Origin of the sequence: Marinobacter gelidimuriae, assembly GCF_000372805.1 — a bacterium.
GTDB lineage: Bacteria > Pseudomonadota > Gammaproteobacteria > Pseudomonadales > Oleiphilaceae > Marinobacter > Marinobacter gelidimuriae.
This window is the reverse complement of the sequence record NZ_KB889869.1, coordinates 1-23263: the sequence shown is the minus strand read 5'-3', so window position 1 is coordinate 23263 and position 23263 is coordinate 1. Positions and strand designations below refer to the sequence as shown.

Genomic DNA, 23263 nt, shown 5'->3' with positions numbered 1-23263 from the left:
ATCATTTTTGCTGAACCCCGGCGGGCCGCGTGGCGGGAAACCCTGCGACTTTATTCCCGCTGGCAGGTGGTTGCCCTGTTGTTTCTGGGGTTCTCGGCTGGCCTGCCATTTCTGCTGGTTTTTTCCACGCTGAACGCCCGATTAGCAGATGTGGGCGTGGAAACCGCCACCATCGGCTTTTTCAGCTGGCTGGGCATTACTTATTCCATAAAGGTGTTCTGGGCACCGGTGGTCGACCGCCTGAAATTGCCCATTTTGGACAAACTGCTGGGTAAGCGCCGCAGCTGGATGTTGCTGGCCCAGGTAGGCATAGCCGCTGGCCTGTATCTGATGGCCCACACCGATGCCACTAGCGCGCCTGAAATGATGGCCCTGTGTGGCCTGCTGGTGGCTTTCTCGTCGGCCACTCAAGACGTGGCCATAGACGCCTATCGTATTGAAATCGCCGAACAACGCCTGCAAGCCGCGCTGGCTGCCACCTATATTTTCGGCTACCGGCTGGCGTTATTGGTAGCCGGTGCCGGCGCTTTGTATCTGGCGGAATTCTGGTCTTGGCAGGTGTCTTACGAGGTGATGGCGGCGCTGGTGGGCGTGGGTATGGCGACGGTTCTAATCGTGCGTGAGCCGACCGTAAATCACTTTAAGGCCGCGCAGGATATTGCCGAAAAAATTCAGCTGCAGGCCGCACATCATGCCCATCTTCCGCCACGCCTGGCCAGGTTCGCAAGCTGGTTCTACGTGGCGATTGCCGGGCCGTTTGTGGACTTCTTTAAACGCTATCGCGAACTGGCGGTGGCGATTCTGCTTCTGGTGGCGGTGTACCGTATTTCCGACATCGCCATGGGCGTGATGGCCAACCCGTTTTATTTGACCTTTATGGGCTTCAGTAAAACCGAGGTTGCGGACGTCACAAAAATCTTTGGATTTTTTATGACCATCGGTGGTTCGCTGCTGGGTGGGCTTCTGGTAATACGTTACGGCGTGCGGCGTATATTGCTGCTGGGCGCCATTATGACGGCGCTGACCAACCTGCTGTTTGTGGTGCTGGCACAATATCCACCGAATCTTGCAACTCTTGCCGTCGTGGTCAGCGCTGATAACTTAAGCGGCGGCATCGCCAACGTGGCGCTGATTGCCTGGTTGTCCAGCATGACCAGCGCTTCCTTCACGGCCACCCAATACGCGCTGTTCAGTTCGTTGATGACCCTGCCGGGCAAATTCTTGGGCGGTTTCTCGGGCATGGTGGTGGCCAGCTACGGCTACGCTGAATTTTTCCTGGTGGCGGGATTGCTGGGCGTGCCGGCCATCGTGCTGACTATGATAATGATGCGCCACGGCGAACGCCTGGATGCGCTGGCGCCGGACAACTCGGGCAGCGAGGATACGCCTGCGAGCGAGACAGCAAGGGAATAGGGCTATGAAAGGTAGTTCTGTGGAAAGTAAGACGATAAAGCCTGATAGCGTTGCAGAGCCCAACAAAGACCAGAAAATCTGGTTAGTAGTGATGGCAATACCGGCGGGCAAGGTGGCAAGTTATGGCCAGGTTGCTGCAATGGCCGGCCTGGGCCGCCAGGCGCGTTATATTGGCCGGGCTTTGGGTAAGCTTCCACAAGGCCACAGTGTGCCCTGGTATCGCGTAATCCGCAGTAACGGCCAGATAGCGTTTGCACCAGGCTCAGAGACTTACCAAGAGCAGGTCAGCTGCTTACAGGAAGAAGGCGTCGAAGTGATTAACGGCCGGGTTTCGATGTCGCAATTTGGTTGGTAATCAGAGTCTGCAGATGTTCCAGCACCCTGAGCTGGTCGCTGTCGGGATTCTGGTTCAGCCGTGTGGCCAGGTAGGGCAACAGCCTCCCCAGTGCATTCAGGCACTCTTCAAACAAGTCCCCGGCGCGGGACGCACTCAAATCACAGGCTTGCACACCAAATCGCTCAAGATGTACGCGGGAAAACCACTTCTTACTGCCAGTGAGCGTCAGCGCGGGAATGTCCTGCTGAATATAAGCCGTGGTGCACACAACATCGTAGGCAGGCGCCAGGCGGATGTTGTTGATATCACTGTATAGCATGCCAAAATTCTTGAGATGGGCATCTCCGTTGTGTAACGCATTGCTAAGCACGATGACTTTGAAGAACTGCTCCAAAGAGGCCTGCTTATGGGCAGGGCTGGCAAAGGTCTTGATGGTTTTGGCGACTTGCTCGTAGCTGCCGTTGTATTTGTCGTCGCGGGTTTTTGCCTGAAGTACGCACATGTCTTCAAAGCCCAGGGCCGTGCCGTCGTCATTCAGATCAAATCGCTTCATGATGAACAGCGATTCGTCATCAGACAGGTAAAACTCTGGCACGGAAACACCCGCGTATTGGCAAGCCAGCATGCAGCAGTACTCGTTCAGCGCCAGGGCAGGGTAGTCATGCCCCCAGGCTTTAACGATAAAATCGTCCAGGCTCAGAGTGGCTTTGTTTTCGAGTTGTGCCAAAACCTTGGGCTGCACACCGCTCAGCGCCGAGCGCAGGGCAAAACGTGTCACCAGCTCTTTGAACAAATCCGGATTGGCCGAATGCAGTAGCGTGTCCAGATTGAGCGACGGCTTTTCAGAATGCTTGTTGCCTGCGTATTCAACGCGACCGCGAATATTGGGCGCCAGCAATGTTAGTAGCCCGAAGTCACCGGTGTCGGTGATTTTGGCAAATTGCTTTTTGATGATGGAGAGTAAATAGCCTTCGGGCAGGTGCATTTCGAATAAAGGGGGTAGGCGGTGATGACTGTAGTCTTTTTTGCGCACGGGCATAGACAGCGACACACACTGATGGGGAAGCGCTGACTCGTTATAACGAAAAATACAGCCACCAGCTTCCTGAAACAGTGTGCCGGCCTGCGTGCCGTTCACCTGAACATTCAGTTCATTGGCCATCGCGCAGCTCCTCAAACGTCGGGAACGGCGATTTGTCTCGAATAACCAGCTCTTTGCCCAGGTAATCGAGTATCTTCATGACTTTGCGGATGCCGATATCGCCTGATCGGTTATTTTCAACAGCATTGATGGTGGCGCGAGAAATGTCGAGGTGGTTTGCCAGCGTTTGCTGGGATACGCCGTTTTGCTGGCGCAGTGTTGAGAGGGTTTGACCTAAGCTTTGATAATCCACGATGTACCTCGGCTGGCTAATATACTTTACATTTAAGCTGTAATTGCACTTTTTGTAAAGTATTTTAGCCAGCCGAGGCGATTATTTCAGCTAATCGACTATTTAACTGTTCAGTTAGCCAGAATCCAGCTAACACACTACAGACGCATGGCGCCGTCGACTTCAATGACGCGGCCGCTGACGTAATCGTTCTCAAGAATGAACGCTACAGTCTGGGCGATTTCGTAAGGCTGGCCCATACGCTTGGCCGGGATGCCTGCGCACAATTTTTCCAGAGCTTCCTGCTTCATAGACGCGGTCATATCGGTTTCGATAAAGCCCGGTGCAATGGCCATGCTGCGGATGTTGTAACGGGCCAGTTCCTTCGCCCATACGGTGGCCAGTGCGGCTACGCCGGCTTTTGCGGCTGAGTAGTTGCTCTGGCCCATGTTGCCTGCGCGGGCAATGGATGAAATGTTGATGATCGCGCCCCGGCTGCCGGTCTTGATCATCTGCGTGGCGGCTTCACGGCCACACAGGAATACGCCGGTCAGGTTGACGTCGATAACGGCCTGCCAGCTTGCCAGTTCCATGCGCTTAACGATTTCGCCGTCTTTTGCTTTAACCATCAAGCCATCGCGCAGAATGCCGGCGTTGTTGACCAGTCCGTTAAGCTGACCAAAATCTTCAGCGATTTGCGCGAAGGTTTTCTCAACGTCTTCTTCTTTTGCTACGTTGCAAACGTAGGCTTTTACTTCAACCCCGGCTTCCTTGCAGGCGGCAACGGCTTCTTCCAGCTTTTCCGGCATCAGATCGATCAGCGCCAGACGGACGCCTTTGGACGCCAGAAATTCAGCCATGGTGCGCCCCAAACCCTGGCCACCGCCGGTAATTGCAACTACGGAATCTTGAAGTATCATAATTTGCCCTAAAATAGTGAGTGAACAGTACGGTTGCGGATACTGTGTGCCCGCTGAGCAGTTATAAGTATTTTGCGAAGCAGTATAACAGGTCGTTATATGTACGTTGCTATCGAAATTACGCTTGAAGGAGAGTTCGGTGCCATTTTTTTTGTTGCTATTTGTTGCTGTGCCCGTTGCAGAACTGGTTGTGCTGATAAAGGTAGGCACCATGATCGGTGCTTTGCAGACGGTGGCATTGGTATTCCTGACGGCGATTCTGGGCGCCTGGCTGCTTAAGCAGCAGGGCCTGGCCACGCTGCTAAGAGCCCGCCAACGCATGAATTCTGGCGAGTTGCCTGCTCAGGAAGTGGCTGAGGGGCTGATTCTGGCGGCCGGCGGCGCGATGCTGTTAACGCCGGGGTTCATTACGGATTTCTTCGGTTTTATGTGTTTGCTGCCGTTCACCCGCCAGTGGCTGGTGGGGCAAGCGATAAAGCGGTTGACGGTTGTTGGTTCTGCCAGTGGCTTCTCGTTTAATGGCCAGCCCGGTCAGTTTGGTGGTGAGCAGGGTCCGTTCGGGCGCCAAAAACCGTTTGACCGCGACGCCAACGGCGACATCATTGAAGGCGAGTACCGCGACGAAACTGAAACCCACCACGATCGTATAGATAAAAAATAAAAATTTTTTCGTGCGGGCGTTGAAAACCCCTACGCACTACCCCAAATACCCTTTACAAGTTCACCGCAGGCAGGCAGCCGCTGATACGTTAGCAGGCGAGCAGGCGAGCAGGCCGGGTAATCCGGGGCTGATTTTAATCTGACTATTGGAGCATTCGAGCAATGAAAATTCGTCCGCTACACGACCGTGTTGTCGTGCGCCGTAAAGAAGAAGAAGAGAAAACCGCAGGCGGCATCGTGCTGCCGGGTAATGCCAAAGAAAAGCCGTCCCAGGGTGAAGTGATCGCTGTGGGCAATGGCCGCGTTCAAGACAACGGCGAAGTTCGCCCTCTGGCTGTTAAGGCTGGTGACACCGTGGTATTCGGCCAGTATGCCGGTAACACCGTGAAAATCGACGGCGAAGACCTGCTTATCATGAGTGAAAGCGACATTTACGGCGTGCTTGAGTGATCTGAAAGCTCTGGCATATTGCGCACATTTTCATTAACCCGGTGATTTCATCATTTCGGTTTAACGGACAGGAACAGAAGACATGGCAGCTAAAGAAATTAAGTTTGGTGACAGCGCACGCAAGCGCATGGTTAAAGGCGTTAACGTTCTGGCCGACGCAGTACGAGTCACCCTGGGCCCCAAAGGCCGTAACGTGGTACTGGAAAAGTCATACGGCGCACCTGTAGTCACTAAAGACGGCGTATCTGTAGCCAAAGAAATCGAACTGAAAGACAAGTTCGAAAACATGGGCGCGCAGATGGTGAAGGAAGTTGCTTCACAGGCCAACGAAACAGCCGGTGACGGCACCACCACCGCTACCGGTCTGGCCCAGGCCATCGTTAACGAAGGCCTGAAAGCCGTTACTTCTGGCATGAACCCGATGGACCTGAAGCGCGGCATCGACAAAGCCACTATCGTTGCGGTTAAAGCGATTGGTGATATGTCCAAGCCCTGCGGCGATAGCCGCAGCATTGCCCAGGTAGCGACCATTTCTGCCAACGGCGACGAAACCATTGGCCAGCTGATTGCTGACGCCATGCAGCGCGTGGGTAAAGAAGGCGTTATCACCGTTGAAGAAGGCCGTGGCCTGGAAGACGAGCTGGACGTAGTTGAAGGTATGCAGTTCGACCGCGGCTATTTGTCGCCGTACTTCATCAACAACCAGGACAACATGAGCGTCGAGCTGGATGACCCGTACATCCTGCTGGTAGACAAGAAAATCTCTAACATCCGCGAATTGCTGCCGGTGCTGGAAGCTGTTGCCAAATCGGGCAAGCCGCTGATGATCATCGCTGAAGACATTGAAGGCGAAGCGTTGGCTACTCTGGTCGTCAACAACATGCGCGGCATTGTGAAAGTAGCCGCTGTGAAGGCGCCTGGTTTCGGCGATCGTCGCAAGGAAATGCTGCAGGACATCGCCATCTTGTCTGGCGGAACTGTGATTTCCGAAGAAGTGGGTCTGAGCCTGGAGAACATCACTCTGGACGATCTGGGTACCGCCAAGCGTGTGAACCTGACCAAAGAAAACACCACCATTATTGACGGTGCCGGCGCACAGGCTGATATTAAGTCCCGCGTTGAGCAAATCCGTAAGCAGATCAAAGACAGCACGTCAGACTACGACAAAGAAAAGCTGCAGGAACGTGTAGCCAAGCTGGCTGGCGGTGTTGCCGTTATCAAGATTGGTGCCGGTTCCGAAGTAGAAATGAAAGAAAAGAAAGCCCGCGTTGAAGACGCATTGCACTCCACCCGCGCAGCGGTTGAAGAGGGCATTGTGCCTGGTGGCGGCGTAACTCTGATCCGTGCGATTGCGGCTTTGGATAACGTTGAGGTCTTTAACGACGAGCAAAGAGCCGGTGTGAACATTCTGCGCCGTGCGATGGAAGCTCCGTTGCGCCAGATCGTATACAACGCGGGCGGCGAAGCCTCTGTTGTTGTTGCGAAAGTACGTGAAGGCACCGGTGCTTACGGCTACAACGCAGCCACCGAAGAGTACGGCGACATGCTGGAGATGGGTATTCTTGACCCGGCCAAAGTCACCCGCTCTGCGCTGCAGGCAGCGGCTTCCGTAGCCAGCCTGATCATCACTACCGAAGCGATGATTGCCGACGAGCCAGAAGACGAGAAGTCTGGCGGCGCCGCGCCCGATATGGGTGGAATGGGTGGAATGGGAGGCATGGGCGGCATGATGTAATGCCCCCGGCCGCTGGTTAACAGCGGCCAGCCTGCTATACCCATAGCTTAAAACCCTCGAATGGTGTCCCGCATAAAACTGCGGCCACCTTCGGGGTTTTTTTATGGCCTCGCATTTAACCATGTAGCCCACCACGCACACCGACAGCGTAATCAGCATGACTGCGGTTGAAAACAGCGCCACCAACAGTAAGGTGTTACGCCGGGCTTTTGGCCTGGCGCTGAAAGAAAGGCGAATGGGCCATGGGTGTCGGCGCCGCTTAAAACGAGACTTTGGGTACGTAGCGAGCTTCCGGGGTTTCCAGCTGCAGCTGCGAGGTTTCTTGAAAGGCGAACAACCCGGCAATCACGTTGTTGGGGATGTTGTAGGTCATCACTGTGTCGTTATAGGCCTGGCGCGCGAATGACACGCGGTTTTCGGTGCTGGACAACTCTTCCATCAATTGCTGAATGGTTTCGTTGGCCTTCAGATCCGGGTAGTTTTCGGCCACGGCGTAAAAGTTGGCGAGGGCTTTTTGGTCAGCATGTTTCGGCGCCGCCCAGGCGTTGAATGCGCTTGCCGTCATCGGGATTTTTAGCCGCTTCCTGTTGTGCATCAACGGCGTTGTTACGGGCGTTCATCACTTGGGTGAGGGTGTTCTTTTCATGGCTTAAATAGGCTTTGGCGGATTCTACCAAATTAGGGATCAGGTCGTGGCGGCGCTGCAGCTGCACGTCAATTTGGGCAAATCCGTTGCGGAACTGATTGCGCAAAGCCACCAGCCGGTTGTAGATAATGACCAGGAACAGGGCAATGGCGGCAATAATAATCAGGCCGATCGTAGTTGTCATGGTGTGTCCTTTCGGTGTTTTTAAAGCAGGGACAAAAACGGGGACGGATTTCAAATCCGTCCCCGGTTTGACCTGCTTAAGCCAGATTTTTGTTCACGAAGTCCCAGTTTACCAGCTTCCAGAAAGCGGCCAGGTAATCTGGACGTGAGTTGCGGTAATCCACGTAATAGGCGTGTTCCCAAACGTCGACCGTCAGCACAGGCTTGTCTGCGCCAGTCAGTGGCGTCTCTGCGTTGCTGGTGTTTGCGATGGCAACGCTGCCGTCGGATTTTTTCACCAGCCAGGTCCAGCCAGAACCGAAGTTGTTGGCGGCTTTGTCGTTGAATTCTTTTTTGAAGTCATCGAAAGAACCGAAGGCTTTTTCAATAGCTTCTTTAGCTGCGCCGGTTGGCTCGTTGCCACCGTTCGGGCTTAGGCAGTGCCAGTAGAAGGTGTGGTTCCACACCTGGGCTGCGTTGTTGAACAGCGGGCCGCTGGCGCTTTTAATGATGTCTTCCAGCGACTTGTTGGCGTCGTCAGTACCTTCAACCAGGCCGTTTAGCTTGGTGACATAGGTGTTGTGATGCTTGCCGTAGTGATAATCCAGAGTTTCCGCAGAAATGTGCGGTTCCAGGGCGTTTTTTGCGTACGGCAGTGCAGGTAGTTCAAAGGCCATGAGGTCGTTCTCCGTTTTCTCTCGATTTTATATGAATAGCTTCGTTATCAGAGCTTCGTTATTAGTGCTTCGCTACAACTACTAACTATAGGTCCGGTTTGGGCCAGATCAACCCTTTGAAATTAAGGAACTGTTAAATTCCGGGCAACCGGGCAAAAATTGAGCGCAATTACGCACCCGCCATACCAGCTCTTGGTAACTGTCGGCCAGAATATTGACGTGGCCCAGTTTGCGGCCAGGACGCTCCTGCTTGTTGTACAGGTGAACATGGGCGTAGGGCAGTTGTAAAATCCGCTCGATCTCGCCGTGCTCGCCAATAATGTTGATCATGCAGCTAACGCCCCGCGGTTCTACGTTACCCAGAGCGTGTCCACTGACGGCACGTATATGATTTTCGAACTGGCTGGTCATGGCGCCTTCTATGGTCCAGTGCCCGGAGTTGTGCACTCGCGGCGCCATTTCATTCGCTACCAGGCCGTTTGATGTTTCAAACAGTTCAAGTGTCAATACGCCCACGTAGTCCAATTCGGTCAGTAAGCCGCGGATATAGTCTTCTGCTTCGCTTTGCAGGTGGGGTTGCAGTTTTGGCGCCGGGGCAACGGAGTAGCGCAGAATGCCCTGATGGTGGTCGTTATCCGCCATGAGGTAAAACGCCACATCGCCGCATTCGGCGCGCACCGCAATAATCGACAGTTCGCGGCTGAAGTCGACAAGCTTTTCGACCATCAGGCGTGAGTGGCCAATGCTCTTCCAGGCGGCCGCGGCGTCTTCCGGGCTTTTCAATACGGCCTGGCCTTTGCCGTCGTAGCCTTCGGTGTTGGACTTGGCTACAACAGGGCAGCCGAGTTCTTTAGCGGCGGCTTTTAGGGCTTCGGCGCTGTCTGCGATTTTCCATTGCGGTGTAGGAATGCCGAGCTGGCCAAACAGTGTTTTTTCGGCTTCACGGTTTTGGCATATCTGCAGTGCACGGGGGCAGGGGTGCACGATGGTTTTCGCTGCAATGCGCTCCGCTACTTCTACCGGCAGGTGTTCAAATTCGTAAGTTACGCGGTCAACCTTGCTTAGGAACTCGTCCAGCCTTTGGCCATTGGGGTCGCTGATGGTTTCGCCTATGCCGCCGCTGGGGCTGCCTGACATGTCGTAGAATACAAAGTCTTTGGCCAGTGGGTAACCTGCCAGGGCGAGCATTCTTCCCAGTTGGCCGGCGCCTAGTACGCCAATTCTCATTTGTGTTCTCCTGTCATTTTGTGGCATTGAGTTTTCGCACAGCTCGCTAGCTTTGATGGTGCCACCATTGACTCACGGAACTGCCGGGTCCGGGTTGTCCAGAATCGTTTGTGTTTGCGTGCTGCGGAATTCGTCAACAGCCTGGCGCACGGTCTGGTCAAAGGTGCCGATAATCTGCGCGGCGAGCAAACCTGCGTTGGTGGCGCCGGCGTTGCCGATGGCCAGGGTGCCCACGGCGATGCCGCCGGGCATTTGTACGATAGACAGCAATGAGTCTAGTCCGTTCAGGGCTTTGGACTGTACGGGCACGCCCAGCACCGGTAAGGATGTCTGCGAGGCTACCATGCCCGGTAGGTGGGCTGCACCGCCGGCGCCGGCTATGATAACTTTCAGGCCGCGATCGGCTGCAGTTTTGGCGTATTCGAACAGCAGGTCGGGGGTACGGTGGGCGGAGACGACTTTGGTTTCATAGGCCACGCCAAGCTTGTCGAGCATGTTGGCGGCGTTTTCCATGGTGGGCCAGTCGGATTTGGAGCCCATGATGAGTCCTACCAGCGGTTGCATAAGCAACAATCCTTCGATGATTGGAAAGCCGGCTATTGTATAATGTGGCCCAAAGCCATGCAATCAGCGCGGCGCAAGCACAGAACAGCTACTCAGATAAGGACGCAATATGGAACCTATTCGACCAGAGAGAGATGAATTAAGAGCCGAGCGGCCGGATAGCCCAATGGGCTCTGCCAAGGCGGGCAACGCCAAAGCTACGCCAGCCAGCCAGAGCAAGTCTGCGAAGGCCCCGGAAACCCCGAAAGCCTCGGCTGGCAGCGGATCGCAGGGTAATAGTAATGGCAACGGTGGCGCGGGAATTTTGTGGCTGCTGGTTATTGTGTTGGCGTGCGTGGCCGGTGGCGGCTGGTACATTCAGGGTCAGCGTATTCAGGCACTGGAAATCCAGGTGGAGGAAGCCGACAGCTGGGTACGCCAAAGTAAGCTGGCGCTGGCGCGATTTGAAGGTACCTTGTCTGAAACTGGCGAAAACCTCCAGCAAGCCGGTGTGTCTTTGGATGAACAACTGGCGTCACAGAAGACGCGGCTGGACAACGCCGATAGTGAAATCCGCAAGCTGTGGGTTATTGCCAATGAGCGCAACAAGCAGCAGCTAGAGCAGCAAGCGGCTGCGATTAGCGAACTTGAAACGGCACTTGGCAAAAATCGTAATGATTTGGTGAGCGTTCAGGTCTCGGTGGCGAGCGCAGAAACGGCTTTGAGCGAAGCCGTAAAACTGCAACAGAGTGAGCGCGCCGAGCTGGCGGCCAGAGTAAGTGCTGTTCAGACCAGTGCATCGTCGCTTAAAACTGAATTATCTGCGGCAAATCAGAAAACTGAGACCTTAGCCAAGAGTGTTGGCGAGCGCATTGCGACGTCCATCCGCCGTTTCGAACAAGAGCAGAAACTGACCACCAGCAGTATTGAAAGCCGTATTGCTGCCCTGGAAAAAGAGGTTGCAAGCACAGCCAGTGGTAACGGGCTGGACGCCGTGCAGAGGGAAATCGCCGGGCTGAAAAAAACCGTTGAGGTGATTGATTCGTCGCGTTCGCAAATGACATCGCGCCTGGTGCGATTGTCGCAGGAAGTGAATGACGTGCAGACAAAGCTTGCAGGTCAGTAGGCGCATCAGTAAACGGGTCGGTAAGTGAACGGTTTTCCGGCGAGACGGCTTTTTAAGGGAATTTTCAGCAAAACATTTGACACCGGGGCAGAAATACTTAGAATGCGCAGCTCACTTGTTTGAGACACGTTTGCCAAGTGGCAGATGCAGACAGTGAATCTTTGAAAGGCCAAAGCGGGCGGTTAGCTCAGCTGGGAGAGCATCGCCCTTACAAGGCGAGGGTCACTGGTTCGATCCCAGTACCGCCCACCACTTACCCTTCAAAGATCGGTCAGGCACACTGCCTGACATTGCATTCGGGTAAATCCGGATGGCTGCGGAGCGGTAGTTCAGTTGGTTAGAATACCGGCCTGTCACGCCGGGGGTCGCGGGTTCGAGTCCCGTCCGCTCCGCCAACTATCTGGGTGGTTAGCTCAGCTGGGAGAGCATCGCCCTTACAAGGCGGGGGTCACTGGTTCGATCCCAGTACCACCCACCATTTCTGGTTTTTGCAGTACCTTCTCGGAACTCAAAACACCCCGTCAAACCGCGCCAAATGGCGCTTTCGCACAAAATACCATCCTGTTAGTTCCACACTGTACCGCTAGAATCCGGCAATAGTTGCGGGTATGGTTGTGGGTATCGTTTGGCCATACCCGTTTTTGGCCAGATTCATACCCACAGTGTGAGCCGCAACCCATGAGCAAAGCCACCAACAAGCTAACAGCCGCCGCAGTAAAGAACGCCACCGCCGAAGGCCAAGCGCAACGCAAGTTGGCGGACGGGGGAGGGCTAACCCTAGTCGTCCGGCCTGATTCTAAAGTCTGGTGGATGCGCTACCGCTACAACGGCAAAGAACGCACCTACACGTTGGGCAAGTATCCTGCTGTATCGTTGAAAGATGCCCGCGCCGGACGTGAGGAAGCCAAGCGCCTGATTGATGAAGGGCAAGATCCCGTAACCCAGCGCGCCACCGGCAAGACCGACCGCCAGGACGCCAGCGCCAACACGTTTCAGGCCATAGCCCTGGAATGGCTGGAGACCGTTCACAAAAAGACCGTTGGGCCTAACACCTACCCGAAAAACAAACGCCGCTTTGAAATGCACGCTTTCCCGAAGTTGGGCCGCCGCCCGATTACCGAGATTAAGCCAATGGAAGTGTTGGACGTTCTTCGCATTGTTGAAAACAAAGGGCAGGCCGACAACGCCAACCGGCTGAAAACCCTGATTGGCCAGGTGTTCCGCTACGCCGTGAGCCTAGGCCGCACTCCGAACGACATCACCGCCGACCTACGCGGGCTACTCGCACCACCGGACGTCAAACATTACCCGGCCATAGTAACCCCTGACGAAATCGCCAAGCTGCTGAAAGAGCTTCACACCTACTGGGGCCACCCCACCGTTTGCGCCGCGCTGAGAGTTGCGCCATATGTGTTCTTGCGCCCCGGCAACCTACGGCAAATGCGCTGGAGTGAGATTGATTGGGACGCCGCCACCTGGACAACGGAAACCACAAAGAACGGGGAACCTCTGGTGGTTCCGTTGGCCAGCCAGGTTGTGGGTATCTTGCGTGAGATGCATACCCTCAACGGCCATGAGTTGTGGGTATTCCCCAGTGGACATGGCAGGGGCCGACCGATGAGCGAGAACACCGTCTCTGCTGCACTGAATCGAATGGGATTCAAAGGGCTGATGACTGGCCACGGCTTTCGGGCAATGGCCACCACCGTGCTCACAGAGCGCCTAGGCTTTCGCGCTGAAATCATAGAAATGCAAATGGCCCACCGTGTTCGTGACGTTCACGGCAGAGCCTACAACCGCACCACCTGGCTACCAGAGCGCAAAGAGATGATGCAGCAATGGGCCGATTACCTGGACAACCTGAGAACCGGCGGAAACGTGGTGGCCATAGGTCAGACCGCCAGCAAATAACCCAAGGGGTGAATCATGAGTCTACAAACCGAAATAGCCGAATACCGAAAACAGCACGCTGATGGTTTTGTTGTCGTTTCAGGCGATGCCGTAGCCGGTTGGGTGTCCAGTCTGGACAATGCCGCAGGCTGGCAACCTGGATGTGTAGCGATTGCACCGAACGGCTGTGAGTGGGTAGCTGCTGGCGGCAATGACTACGATGGAGCTACAGCATGGGAGACGCGGCAATGAAGATCACCAGACCCAGCGGCGCGTAAGCCATAACCGTTTTGGCCATGCCTATCCCGGCCAGGAGAAAAGCGGGAACCCTACCCGCCTGGCATGGCCTACCTTCTCATAGGGGCGCTAATGGGTGCGCAACGACAATGAAACCTTTAATTCGCAAACTCTGGTACACCCTCACCGAGGCCGCAAACTATCTGACGCGAAACACCGAGGGTGATTCAGAAGTAACCGTATCTGATGTTCTGCAACTGGCTGTGAACGAACAAATCGCCCTTTCGATTAAAGTTACTGGGGTGAGCGACTACTCGGTACCCTTCGGGCATCTAATACCGCTTGGCGTACTATCCGATGGTGAGAGAATGGATGCTCTAAACCGAGAAGTCGAAATAAGCGGTTTAACATCGCCAACAATAATAAACAGTGAGAAATTTCACGTAGCCTATCAAGGAAACGTAATGCTTGACGTTGGGTTATGGGATCTCGAATTTCAATCGGCCAAACGGATATTAAACAAGCTGTGGGGCGACTCCAAGACATCGATAGATTCAGATATCGACCGGCTCAACCCTTGGACTTTTAAATCGCTTTACTACGGGCCCTACGATGACAAGATAGTGATTTTCGATATAGATTTAAACGTCATCATAAGTGTGCCACCTGAAAGGATCCCCGAAGGTACCTATCTTGTCGTTAAACAAAGCGAACTTTCAAGGCTACTTTCAGAGGACACCAGCACCGCAGCCACCGGACAAGCCGATGACGACCGCAAGGAATACCCGTCCCAATTGGAAGCCCTTACCCTTGCCTGGCGGAAGAACTGGAAGAACGCAGACCCCGCCGACCGGAGCACCTGCCCAAAGAAAGAGAGCGTAAAAGACTGGCTGATGGGGCAGGGGTTTAGCGCCAAAAATGCAGACGCCGGGGCCACGATAATCAAACCGCAATGGGCCACAGACAAGGGGTGGTAAATTCACCCCTGCACCCCCTTTAGGCCATACGCCCCAACGCTTGGAGCCGTGGCCTATACCCCTACCCCTGCAACCCTTACACCTGCATAAAGCTAATCAGACAGTTCAGGCTTGCCCCGAATCCAACAGGAACCACGGGGTAATCCATGACCGCACAGACACAGACCGCACAGACCGACCACCAGCAACTTGACCGCATGTTACGCCGCAAGGAAGTGGAGCAGATAACCGCCCGCAGCCGCAGCGCAATCTATGAAGGCATGGCCGCCGGTACCTTTCCCAAGCCCGTCAAAATCGGCGCACGAGCCGTTGCCTGGCCGGAGTCTTCAATCCGTAATTGGATCGCTGAACGCATGGAAGGGGGCCGGGCATGAAAAACGGATTGTTAACCCCGAGCATTAACGCGATCTGCAAAGCTGGCGGTGAAGCTATGCACGGCAGGTACAAGCTGCCCGCCATGGCCAAAAGCATTGGCCGTAGGAAAATGCGAAAGGTACTAGCAAAGCAAGGCGTGCCAGAGGATCAGGCGCGGGCAATGCTCAAGACAATGGGATTTGCAGAGCCGGTAGAGAAAGGAGGCAAGGCATGAAAAAAGCGCCCGCCACCACAGCAAGACGCTATACCCAGTGCGATTATACCACCACCGCTGGCGGATACGCTGAACGCATAGACGCCATACGCGCCGCCCTGCTGAATGCAGGCATAGAGCCGCACGACTTGGGTGCACTGTTAGCCGCGCTGCCTGGTGCCGATGGCAAGCTGCTACGCTTTCCGACCGCCAGCAAGCCCCGCAGCAAAAACGGCTGGCTGATTGTTTACCACGACCGGGGCTTACCGTTCGTTGTTGTCGCTGGAGACTGGAGCACCGGAGCCGAAACCAAGTGGGTAGCCGACACTGGCGAAACCCTGACCGATGCCGAACGCCGTGAACTGAAACGCCGGATGGCAGACGCCAAGCAAGCCAGGGAAACAGAGCAGGCCAGCCAATGGGAACAGGCAGCCACCAGAGCCGCCCGTGTCTGGCGTGATAGCGTTCCAGCCGACCAAGGCCACCCGTATCTATTACGCAAGCGCACACAGCCCCACAGCGCCCGCCAGCGAGGCCAAGAACTTGTATTGCTGCTGACTGACTTCACCGGCAAAGCCTGGAGCCTGCAAACAGTAAACGAAGCCGGGGGTAAACGCCTGATGGCTGGCGGACGCAAGGCCGGGAACTTTATTGTGGTAAATGGCCCGGACTACCCCGCCCGCATTCTGATATGCGAGGGCTACGCCACCGGCTGCACCCTGGCAGAGAGTGACCCCGCCGCCCTGGTACTGGCCGCCGTTGATGCTGGCAACCTTTACGCCGTGACAACCGAAGCCCGCAAACGCTGGCCTGATGCTGACATCGTTGTTTGCGGTGACGATGACCGCCAGACCGAAGGCAACCCCGGAGCCACCAAAGCCCGCGCCGCAGCAATCGCAGCCGGGGCACGTTACGCCTTGCCAGAATGGCCGCCAGCCGCACCGCTGAACCTTTCCGACTTCAACGATTTGCATACCTGGCTAAAGGGGGCCTTATGACACAGCAACCGCCTATCCGCGCCACAGACCCGAGAACCGGCATTACTGCCCCGCTGCCTGCTATCGACTTCAATCCACTGCCGCTGGCCAATAGAGCGCCCGCGCCACCCTATCCGGTAGACGCCTTGGGGGATCTGCTGGGCAACGCGGCAAAGGCCCTGGCCTATTACGTTCAAGCTCCAATTGGCATGGCCGCGCAATCTATCCTGGCGGTAGCTTCGCTGGCGGTTCAGGGCCACGTGAACATTCAGAAAGGAAACATTGGCACCAGTCCAACAACCCTGTATTGCCTGACGATTGCGGGCAGTGGGGAGCGTAAAAGTTCGGTTGATGGCCTAGCCATGAAACCCGTTTATGAGTATCAGGCAGAGCGCCGGGCAGAATATGAAACCCTACAGGCAGAGCACCGGACCGAACTGGACGCGCACGAATTGCGGTATGACAGTATTGTAAAAAGCTACAAGGGCAAGGGTAGCAACCCAAAGCCCATGAGTCATGACCAACAGCAAGCCCTTGCCGCAGAGCTGGCAGAGTTGGAGAAAACAAAGCCGAAGCCACCGACGCGCCCGCATATCCTGATGGAAGAACCCACGGCGGAAGGTGTCTATAAGCATTTGCTGGAAGGCTTGCCAAACGCTGGATTATTTTCTGATGAAGGCGGGGGATTCTTTAGCGGGCATGGCATGGCAGACGAAGCCAAGGGCCGCACCATTACCATGCTTTCCCAACTATGGGACGGAAAGCCCCTGAGCCGCACCAGAGCCGGGGCCGGGGAGTCTGGCGTACTGGCGGGCCGCCGCCTGGCTGCGCATCTTATGGTTCAACCCGTGATAGCTGACAAGGCATTGTCTGACCCGCTGATGATGGGGCAAGGCTTTTTAGCTCGGTTCCTGATAGGCATGGATACATCATTGGCAGGAACTCGAATGCTGGCCAGCCGCCCGTATGATGAAGACCCAAGGCGTGATCCTGACGTTACCCGGTTCTGGGATGCCCTGGGGGAGCTTATCCGCCAGCCCCTCACCACTAGTGATGCAGGGGAACTTGAACCGGAAACCCTGACGATTACAGGCCCCGCGTATGACGCATGGGTAATCACCCACGATGCGATAGAGGAACAGTTATCACGCCATGGTGAGCTATCCGAAATCAAAGAGTTCGCCGCCAAAGCTGCCGACAATGCCGCCCGGATAGCAGCGGTTCTGGCCTACTTTGAAACTCGCGCAGACCCAACGCCGGAGCATATCAACCGGGCTTCAGAGCTTATTAACTACTACTTGCAAACGATGATTCAACGCACACAGGAAGCCGCCCAAAGCATAGCCGAACAGGAGGCGGGGGAGTTGTTCGACTGGATCCACCAGACCGGCGGGGAACTGAGCGCGGACAACTTCAAAAAGCTACCCCCAGCCTACCGCAAGGCAACGAAGGCGCGCGCCTTGTTATCTCTGCTGGTGGAGTATGGCCATGCAGTCGTTTCAGCCAATGGCCCGAACGGCAAGCCCCGCGCCTGGAAACTGCGGAAGGAATCGAGCGATGTTTGACCTGATGGGAGCCATACGCAAAAAACAGCAAGCGCCACCCCCTGCGGATTCTGCGGAAACTGCGGAAAGCCCACAACCACGCGGCTTAGAACTTGCGGATAATTTGCGGAAAACTGCGGATTTTTCAGCGGGTGAATATTTTTCCGCAACTATCCGCAAAAATCCGCAAACGCTAAATGTCTGTAAAGCCCCTATTGGCGGGGGCTTCGCTGATTTATCCGCAGATCCGCAGAATCCGCAGCCCCCCGTAGAACAGAAACAGCAAAACCCTGATGCCCTACTGCTGGATATTGCCGTAATGCTTCAGGCCAGCCCCGGCCAGTTACGCGCCCTGCTGAGTACAGACGACCTTCAGGACATAGCCGATGGGGCGAACAGCCGGGCCTATATGCTGGAATACTTCCGACTGATGCGAGCTGATGGAACGCTACCCGTTTGCACAGACCCACTGCCAGCCAAGGCCACCGAACCACCGCAGAGCTACCTAGAGAGCGCACAGGCATGGAAGCCAGCGCACGAAGCCATGATGAACCACGTTACGGGCTGCACCGCTTGCCGTGCCCCACAGGGCCGGTATTGCAACGAGGGGGCAGGCTTGCGCCGGGTTTACTTGGAGGCTCACCAGAGCGCCACCAGCCCGCCAGGTGTTGATAAAACTTGAAACCAAAAAACCCTTTACCAGAGAGAGCCGCATTTATGAGCAATAACCCCGTAACCGTCACAGACATTTTTGCACTTGAGGCAGAGCCGCCGATTGACTTCACAGCACCGGCTTTTGATCTGGAGTTGCCGCTGATTGATTTTGAGTTGCCGGATATTGACCTGGAGTTGCCAGCGCCAACGGAAGGGGTGAAGCGATGAGTAGTAATCCCCGCAAGTTTCGAGAACCCGTCCGCCTCATCGTTTCAGTGGAAGCCGTTACAGTGAACGCGATTGATGCCTTGATGAAGTCCGGCTATCACTGCCACCGCAACCGTTCGGAATTCGTCCGCCTTGCTGTAGAGCGTGAGCTTAGACGATGCCAGTTTGATGATTTTCGGACCAGTAACGCGCGCGAGGCTGATTAGGTCGCAAATCCCTGGAGCAGGGAATATGTCAGAACAGGTAACGCGCGCGAGGCTGATTAGAATTTCGGAACAAGTATCGCGCGCACGTGAAGCTGATGATTTTTGCACACGTTAGCTACACCGCCAGCCATAGCCTGTAAACCTTATTGATAACCACCGTTGGGCTGACCTAATGCGAATGACCGAGAACAAACGCCGTATGCTGGAAGCCTTGCGAGGCGATGGCGAATTTATAGAGTACGGCCCGCCGCCCTATTGCGCCGCTGATGTGGTGTTAATGATTGGCGGCAACGTGCCCAACACGTCCAGAACGCTGCGGCTGATGACTGGCCAGGGGCTGGCAGTGAGTGAAACGCGATTACGTGACCAGTGGTGTAGCGTACCGAAGCCAGGGCATTACCCGCGCGCCGTCGCCTGCTACTGGAACGCGGAAACAATGGAGCAGGATAAAGCGCGGGCTGATGAATGGCTGGCTGGATCCACTGCAAGGTCGGAAGCCGCACTTGACTCAATGATGCGGAAGTTCTACCCGAGTCCATACGAGTGAAAAAAGTAGCTACACCGCCAGCCATTGATAATTTTTGCGTATCTTTACGCGAGGGCTTGATGATTTCGAGTAACCGTAAAGGGGGGAGCCGGCCAAGTTGCCGGTTTTTTTGTGTCTGATGATATTTCCCGACTATAAAAAAGGCACTGGGACTTTCGGCGCAGTACGTGGGTGCGCGTGAAGACGTAGGGGTCTAGGATGCTGAGAAATGCTAAGGTTCAAGCTAGTACGCGGCATTGGTGCGCACTGGAATATTGTAAGCAATCGTAGGCATTTGAACCTGATAAAACCTGAAAACCAAATCACTGGTGACGCTGCTGAAAAGCTGGCAGTGTTCCCCCAGTGGGGGAAGCTGGCCAACATTGTGACGGAAACCAAACAGGCCCGCGAAATTTCAACAAGGAAGAAACACATGAAAAAATGGGTTGCAATACTAGTGGCGGCTCTGCTTACGGCCTGTGCCGGTAGTGGAACAATAAAGTGGGATCAAGCTCGTTCACTTAAAGTGGGTATGACGGAGGCACAGGTGGCTTCACTTATGGGTCGGCCGTATCAAGCCCAAGTAGTGGGGAACGATGGTACTTACCGATGGGTATGGGTGAATGTCAATATGCTGACTGGCGGTAGTCCTGAAAAAATGAGCGCCGAGTTTAAAGAGGGCGTTGTGGTTAGTGTTCCAATGATACCCGCGTCGTTTGGCAAGTAAGCGCGCTAATCGGGTAGCCGAGGGTATCTAACTCTGAGCCCCCACAACACCCTGCATGCGGGTGCAGTTTCTGCGCAATACGCGCCCGTGAGCGTCCCCAAAAGTTCGGGAGCGTTGCTTACCTGCATACAGGCCATAACAGGCAGGACGCCCCAGAGAGCCCGCCAGCAAGCCGCAATCAGAACCCTGTATGTTTTCACATGCAATTCGGACAAGGACGCTGGAAAAGGCCGTGGGGGCGGTAGAGCTTTGAGTGTGTGGACCGTGTAAGCCAGCGCCTACACCACCTGTAAGTGATTGCTGACAAGCCTGTAAGCCGAAACTTACACAACTTGTAAGCCACAGCCTACAAAGCCTGTACGCTATCGCTGACAACCTTGTAAGCCAAAGCCTACACGGGAGCGCATATCCGCAACGCCTGAGAGTTTACCCGCTGGCCACGGGGCATCCGAAATCTTCGCACACCCCGCTGCCGGTTTTTTTGTGTCTGATGATATTTACCGACTATAAAAGGGCTGCTGCTGGCGGTCTGGGGTAGGGGCTGCAATAACTTTGCACACCCACAACGTCGCGGCTGGCGGATTGCCTGGCAGCGAGCGGACGGGGAGGGTATTCTTATAAGTAATTTCCGCACCGTGAAAAAGTTTCTGAGCCTGCCATTGCTCTTTTAACTGCCTGTAAGTTCCACGGGGTATAGGTGTTCAGTTGTGGGTATCGTTGTGGGTATGAAACTGAAGTAATTTTTATATGGCTTTCAAATTCAATTACTTAGGTAGTCTATGTGGGGGCAGTACCACCCACCATATTTGAAAAACGGGCAGTCTCATTGAGGCTGCCCGTTTTTTATGTGCAATGATAATTGCCGGCGCTAAGCGCCCAGTAAAGACTGCCCGCAAGCCCGCACCACATTGCCGTTTAAGCCACCCGACCCCGGGCTGCAAAGCCAGCTGACGGTTTCGGCCACATCCACAGGCTGCCCACCTTGGGACAGCCTGTACATGGCCAATAAGCCCGCTTTTTGCCGCAGCGTAATTGCTTTGCCCGCGATTGCCGGCAATACCGCTAACCGATGACAGGCACACAATGTGCCCGTTGGTGTGCAATAACTGATGCCTTTGAATTCTTTCGGTAATGGCCATGGCCGCTGTCAAATTCACACTAATGGCTGCGTCCCAGGACTGTTCTGGCATATTACCCAGGGTTTTGTCGCGGGCAAGTCCACTCCGATGACGGTAGCGCCGTCGCGGCTTAGGGTTTGTGCGATGGCCAAGCCAATACCGCGGGCCGCGCCGGTAACCAGGGCCAGCTTGCCGGTAAGAGGTGCTACAGGGTTGGTGGCTGCTGCGCTGGTACTTTTATCGATCTGTACAATCTGTCCGGACACATACGCTGATTTCGCGGACAGAAAAACCGCAGGCTGGAGTTCAGGTTGTTTTGGGCGCCCGTGGTTACCCTCAACACGAAAAGGACGACGCATGGACAGGCACTCGTTCTTGCTGCGTTCTCGGAAGTCATCTTGGTCGGCAGCGTCAACTGCGGCATCAATATAGGGGACAGATTTCAAATCTGTCCCCGGTCCGTATAAAGATTTAACAATCAGCTGCACAATGACCGATTTTACGCCGCTCCGCGGCTTCAGACCGGCGTGTGAACCGGGCGTTAGGGCTTCTTGACGCCGCACATTTCCATACATACAATGTACAAATGATTAAATTCGAGTGGGGTTCCGTCAAGGCAGCTTCAAACCTGAAGAAACATGGCGTCTCCTTCGGAGAGGCACAGTCGGTGTTCTATGACGAGTTCGCCCTTCAGTTTTTTGATGCGGAGAATTCAGCAACTGAAGATCGCTTTTTCATGCTCGGCATGAGTGGTGAGGCTAAGCTTCTCCTCGTTTGTCACTGCGAGCGTGACGGTGGCGATACGATTCGCATTATCTCTGCTCGCAAAGCCACTAGCAACGAATGTATGCATTACCACGGTGGGCTATCATGAAAACTGAATATGATCTTTCGAAAATGAGTTCCCGCAAGAATCCTTATGCCTCCAAACTCAAGAAGCCTGTCACTATGCGCTTGAGCGAAGATGTCATTGCTTATTTCAAGGGCATGGCAGATGAGTCTGGAGTTCCTTATCAAAGCCTTATCAATCTGTATCTCAGAGATTGTGTGGCTCAACATCGCAAGTTGAGTATCGACTGGCCATCACAGCCCTAACAATACGCGCGCGTCCGGATGATTCAATATAGGGGACAGATTTCAAATCTGTCCCCGGTCAGCCCCAGCCATCGTCATCTGAAATGGTGCGCACCGCGGTCAGTTGGGTAACGTCTGCACCGAAGCTGCCGCCTTGAGGTCAGTAAGTCATGGACAGGCACTCCTTCCTCATGCATTCCTGTTCCCTCTAATGAAAAACCTTGGCGTGGTATAGTGGAATTCGTTGAATCAGGAGGATGCATGGCAACGAACCACCACGATACCGGTTACAAGGAATTGTTCAGTCACCCGGAATTTGTTCAGCAGCTGGTAGAGGGCTTTGCGCCGAACGAGATTGCGAGCCTGATGGATTTCAGCACACTCAGGAGCCATTTGGTGGAGGACAGAGATATGTTGGCAGAGAACTTAGAGAATTTGGTTAAGAAAGAACGGCTTGAAGGCATGCTGGCAGAGCGCCAGGAAGGCCGTCAAGAAGGTCGCCAAGAAGGTGAACACATGAAGGCTGAACAAATCGCCCGCAACCTGATCAACCGCACCGAAATGGATGATCAGATGATTGCAGAGATTGCTGGTTTGACAGTTGATGAAGTCAGTCGGTTAAGGCCAGAGATCAAGCACTGACCGATATTCAATGTGAGTTACAAACATGACAAGGGCAGCCCATTGGCTGCCCTTGCTGTATCTATATGGAGGTAACGGCCCTCAGGCTGCTACAAGGGGCATCCCAGGATCCAGTTTGATACCCAGCAGGTAGTGCTTGCCAAGCGAGCCAGTGGTACGACAGAGCTTGCTGTGTTGGCAGCGGCTACTAGGGATTCCTGGCTCAAGTGACTTTAGCGTTGTGTGGTTTTCACTTGGGTCGTGAGCCTCGCAGTGTTGGCGCACGACGCATCGACGCATGGACAGGCACTCGTTCTTGCTGCGTTCTCGGAAGTCATCTTGGTCGGCAGCGTCAACTGCGGCATCAATCCCAAATCCCCAGATAGAGCCCCGCTAGCGCCTCAAGGGCCTCTGAGTCCCTCTTTCACGTCTTATTGCTGGCCAGCACAGCGGATATGGCAGAGAGGTTTAGTCAAAAACCGTTCCTCGGCGCATATTCAGTGCCTATTTGGCCATTTTGGACGGACCTATCCTGTATAAGCCGTCATTCCTGTTCGGTATTGGGTTAAATGGGCGGCGGCTCAAACTCCTTCAGTGCAAGTAGCACCTGTTCTAACAGTGTTCGATTGTTTTCTTTCAGCTTTACA

At 54.8% G+C, this 23263-nt stretch carries 29 protein-coding genes, 3 tRNA genes and 1 pseudogene; 24 read left to right on the top strand and 9 right to left on the bottom strand.

What is annotated here, in order from left to right; all coding sequences use genetic code 11:
* The first annotated feature begins 66 nt into the window (after positions 1-66).
* Both A3OI_RS0104345 and A3OI_RS0104340 read left to right on the top strand, forming a co-directional pair.
* Positions 67-1413 (top strand): AmpG family muropeptide MFS transporter, encoded by a 1347-nt coding sequence (locus A3OI_RS0104345; protein WP_018403103.1) that lies wholly within the window; start codon positions 67-69, stop codon positions 1411-1413.
* A 4-nt stretch (positions 1414-1417) separates the two neighbouring features.
* Positions 1418-1768, top strand: coding sequence for an MGMT family protein (locus A3OI_RS0104340; RefSeq protein WP_018403102.1), 351 nt, complete (start codon positions 1418-1420; stop codon positions 1766-1768).
* On the opposite strand, the gene A3OI_RS19345 is transcribed toward A3OI_RS0104340, so the two are convergent.
* The 3 genes from A3OI_RS19345 to A3OI_RS0104325 all read right to left on the bottom strand — a co-directional run bounded on the left by A3OI_RS19345 (position 1731) and on the right by A3OI_RS0104325 (position 4043).
* Complete coding sequence (locus tag A3OI_RS19345) at positions 1731-2912, bottom strand: type II toxin-antitoxin system HipA family toxin (RefSeq protein ID WP_018403101.1); 1182 nt, start codon at positions 2910-2912, stop codon at positions 1731-1733. The genes A3OI_RS0104340 and A3OI_RS19345 overlap by 38 nt on opposite strands.
* Positions 2902-3144 carry a helix-turn-helix domain-containing protein gene (locus tag A3OI_RS0104330; protein WP_018403100.1) on the bottom strand — a complete coding sequence of 81 codons (243 nt, stop codon included), beginning with the start codon at positions 3142-3144 and terminating at the stop codon, positions 2902-2904. The genes A3OI_RS19345 and A3OI_RS0104330 overlap by 11 nt, the downstream gene beginning before the upstream one ends.
* 137 nt (positions 3145-3281) lie before the next feature.
* Positions 3282-4043: an SDR family oxidoreductase gene (locus A3OI_RS0104325; protein WP_018403099.1), complete on the bottom strand. Its 762-nt coding sequence runs from the start codon at positions 4041-4043 to the stop codon at positions 3282-3284.
* Positions 4044-4182: 139 nt separating this feature from the next.
* On the opposite strand from A3OI_RS0104325, the gene A3OI_RS0104320 reads away from it, so the two are divergent.
* The 3 genes from A3OI_RS0104320 to groL all read left to right on the top strand — a co-directional run bounded on the left by A3OI_RS0104320 (position 4183) and on the right by groL (position 6888).
* Positions 4183-4704, top strand: a complete 522-nt coding sequence (locus tag A3OI_RS0104320; RefSeq protein ID WP_018403098.1) for an FxsA family protein — start codon at positions 4183-4185, stop codon at positions 4702-4704.
* A 161-nt stretch (positions 4705-4865) separates the two neighbouring features.
* The gene (gene groES / locus A3OI_RS0104315; protein ID WP_007348748.1) at positions 4866-5153 is read left to right on the top strand and encodes a co-chaperone GroES; all 288 of its coding nucleotides are present in this window, start codon (positions 4866-4868) and stop codon (positions 5151-5153) included.
* An 82-nt stretch (positions 5154-5235) separates the two neighbouring features.
* On the top strand, positions 5236-6888 hold the full coding sequence (groL, locus tag A3OI_RS0104310) for a chaperonin GroEL (protein ID WP_018403097.1): 1653 nt from the start codon (positions 5236-5238) through the stop codon (positions 6886-6888).
* A 259-nt stretch (positions 6889-7147) separates the two neighbouring features.
* On the opposite strand, the gene A3OI_RS24245 is transcribed toward groL, so the two are convergent.
* From A3OI_RS24245 to purE, 5 genes are all read right to left on the bottom strand, one after another.
* Entirely contained in the window at positions 7148-7453 is a 306-nt protein-coding gene (locus tag A3OI_RS24245; RefSeq protein ID WP_267283275.1) for a LemA family protein, read from the bottom strand.
* Positions 7407-7718, bottom strand: a complete 312-nt coding sequence (locus A3OI_RS24240) for a LemA family protein (protein WP_267283274.1) — start codon at positions 7716-7718, stop codon at positions 7407-7409. The genes A3OI_RS24245 and A3OI_RS24240 overlap by 47 nt, the downstream gene beginning before the upstream one ends.
* A gap of 76 nt (positions 7719-7794) precedes the next feature.
* The gene (locus A3OI_RS0104300; RefSeq protein ID WP_018403096.1) at positions 7795-8373 is read right to left on the bottom strand and encodes a superoxide dismutase; all 579 of its coding nucleotides are present in this window, start codon (positions 8371-8373) and stop codon (positions 7795-7797) included.
* A gap of 108 nt (positions 8374-8481) precedes the next feature.
* The gene (locus tag A3OI_RS0104295; RefSeq protein WP_018403095.1) at positions 8482-9600 is read right to left on the bottom strand and encodes a 5-(carboxyamino)imidazole ribonucleotide synthase; all 1119 of its coding nucleotides are present in this window, start codon (positions 9598-9600) and stop codon (positions 8482-8484) included.
* A gap of 72 nt (positions 9601-9672) precedes the next feature.
* Positions 9673-10164, bottom strand: a complete 492-nt coding sequence (gene purE / locus A3OI_RS0104290; protein WP_018403094.1) for a 5-(carboxyamino)imidazole ribonucleotide mutase — start codon at positions 10162-10164, stop codon at positions 9673-9675.
* A 109-nt stretch (positions 10165-10273) separates the two neighbouring features.
* Here purE and A3OI_RS0104285 point away from each other — a divergent pair, with 109 nt between their 5' ends.
* From A3OI_RS0104285 to bamE, 16 genes are all read left to right on the top strand, one after another.
* Positions 10274-11269 (top strand): coiled-coil domain-containing protein, encoded by a 996-nt coding sequence (locus A3OI_RS0104285; protein WP_026223992.1) that lies wholly within the window; start codon positions 10274-10276, stop codon positions 11267-11269.
* Positions 11270-11445: 176 nt separating this feature from the next.
* Positions 11446-11521: transfer RNA gene (locus A3OI_RS0104280), tRNA-Val, on the top strand.
* A gap of 66 nt (positions 11522-11587) precedes the next feature.
* Positions 11588-11664: transfer RNA gene (locus tag A3OI_RS0104275), tRNA-Asp, on the top strand.
* A gap of 7 nt (positions 11665-11671) precedes the next feature.
* A tRNA-Val gene (locus A3OI_RS0104270) sits at positions 11672-11747 on the top strand.
* A gap of 200 nt (positions 11748-11947) precedes the next feature.
* Positions 11948-13180, top strand: a complete 1233-nt coding sequence (locus A3OI_RS0104265; protein ID WP_018403092.1) for a tyrosine-type recombinase/integrase — start codon at positions 11948-11950, stop codon at positions 13178-13180.
* Between the two features lie 15 nt (positions 13181-13195).
* Positions 13196-13411, top strand: coding sequence for a hypothetical protein (locus tag A3OI_RS19335; RefSeq protein WP_040474917.1), 216 nt, complete (start codon positions 13196-13198; stop codon positions 13409-13411).
* Between the two features lie 134 nt (positions 13412-13545).
* Positions 13546-14373, top strand: coding sequence for a hypothetical protein (locus A3OI_RS0104255; protein WP_018403091.1), 828 nt, complete (start codon positions 13546-13548; stop codon positions 14371-14373).
* A gap of 146 nt (positions 14374-14519) precedes the next feature.
* Positions 14520-14747: a helix-turn-helix transcriptional regulator gene (locus tag A3OI_RS0104250; protein WP_018403090.1), complete on the top strand. Its 228-nt coding sequence runs from the start codon at positions 14520-14522 to the stop codon at positions 14745-14747.
* Positions 14744-14962, top strand: coding sequence for a hypothetical protein (locus A3OI_RS0104245; protein ID WP_018403089.1), 219 nt, complete (start codon positions 14744-14746; stop codon positions 14960-14962). The genes A3OI_RS0104250 and A3OI_RS0104245 overlap by 4 nt, the downstream gene beginning before the upstream one ends.
* Positions 14959-15939, top strand: coding sequence for a toprim domain-containing protein (locus A3OI_RS0104240; RefSeq protein WP_018403088.1), 981 nt, complete (start codon positions 14959-14961; stop codon positions 15937-15939). Before A3OI_RS0104245 ends, A3OI_RS0104240 begins: the two co-directional genes overlap by 4 nt.
* The gene (locus A3OI_RS19330; protein ID WP_018403087.1) at positions 15936-17483 is read left to right on the top strand and encodes a YfjI family protein; all 1548 of its coding nucleotides are present in this window, start codon (positions 15936-15938) and stop codon (positions 17481-17483) included. Before A3OI_RS0104240 ends, A3OI_RS19330 begins: the two co-directional genes overlap by 4 nt.
* Positions 17476-18144: a hypothetical protein gene (locus tag A3OI_RS19325; protein ID WP_018403086.1), complete on the top strand. Its 669-nt coding sequence runs from the start codon at positions 17476-17478 to the stop codon at positions 18142-18144. The genes A3OI_RS19330 and A3OI_RS19325 overlap by 8 nt, the downstream gene beginning before the upstream one ends.
* 35 nt (positions 18145-18179) lie before the next feature.
* Positions 18180-18344 (top strand): hypothetical protein, encoded by a 165-nt coding sequence (locus tag A3OI_RS22585; RefSeq protein WP_018403085.1) that lies wholly within the window; start codon positions 18180-18182, stop codon positions 18342-18344.
* On the top strand, positions 18341-18550 hold the full coding sequence (locus tag A3OI_RS0104220; protein ID WP_018403084.1) for a ribbon-helix-helix domain-containing protein: 210 nt from the start codon (positions 18341-18343) through the stop codon (positions 18548-18550). The genes A3OI_RS22585 and A3OI_RS0104220 overlap by 4 nt, the downstream gene beginning before the upstream one ends.
* Positions 18551-18728: 178 nt before the next feature.
* A complete protein-coding gene (locus tag A3OI_RS0104215) occupies positions 18729-19097 on the top strand; it encodes a hypothetical protein (protein WP_155903016.1) in 369 nt (122 codons plus the stop codon).
* Between the two features lie 208 nt (positions 19098-19305).
* Entirely contained in the window at positions 19306-19803 is a 498-nt protein-coding gene (bamE, locus tag A3OI_RS21055) for an outer membrane protein assembly factor BamE domain-containing protein (RefSeq protein ID WP_018403082.1), read from the top strand.
* A gap of 868 nt (positions 19804-20671) precedes the next feature.
* Here bamE and A3OI_RS24595 read toward each other — a convergent pair.
* Positions 20672-21264: pseudogene (locus A3OI_RS24595) on the bottom strand (SDR family oxidoreductase); the annotation flags it as partial.
* A gap of 186 nt (positions 21265-21450) precedes the next feature.
* Between A3OI_RS24595 and A3OI_RS0104195 the strand changes: the two are divergent.
* The 3 genes from A3OI_RS0104195 to A3OI_RS19315 all read left to right on the top strand — a co-directional run bounded on the left by A3OI_RS0104195 (position 21451) and on the right by A3OI_RS19315 (position 22637).
* Positions 21451-21795 (top strand): BrnT family toxin, encoded by a 345-nt coding sequence (locus tag A3OI_RS0104195; protein ID WP_228702884.1) that lies wholly within the window; start codon positions 21451-21453, stop codon positions 21793-21795.
* A complete protein-coding gene (locus tag A3OI_RS0104190) occupies positions 21792-22016 on the top strand; it encodes a BrnA antitoxin family protein (protein WP_018403080.1) in 225 nt (74 codons plus the stop codon). Before A3OI_RS0104195 ends, A3OI_RS0104190 begins: the two co-directional genes overlap by 4 nt.
* A 240-nt stretch (positions 22017-22256) precedes the next feature.
* The gene (locus A3OI_RS19315) at positions 22257-22637 is read left to right on the top strand and encodes a hypothetical protein (protein ID WP_018403079.1); all 381 of its coding nucleotides are present in this window, start codon (positions 22257-22259) and stop codon (positions 22635-22637) included.
* Positions 22638-23263 lie beyond the last annotated feature (626 nt).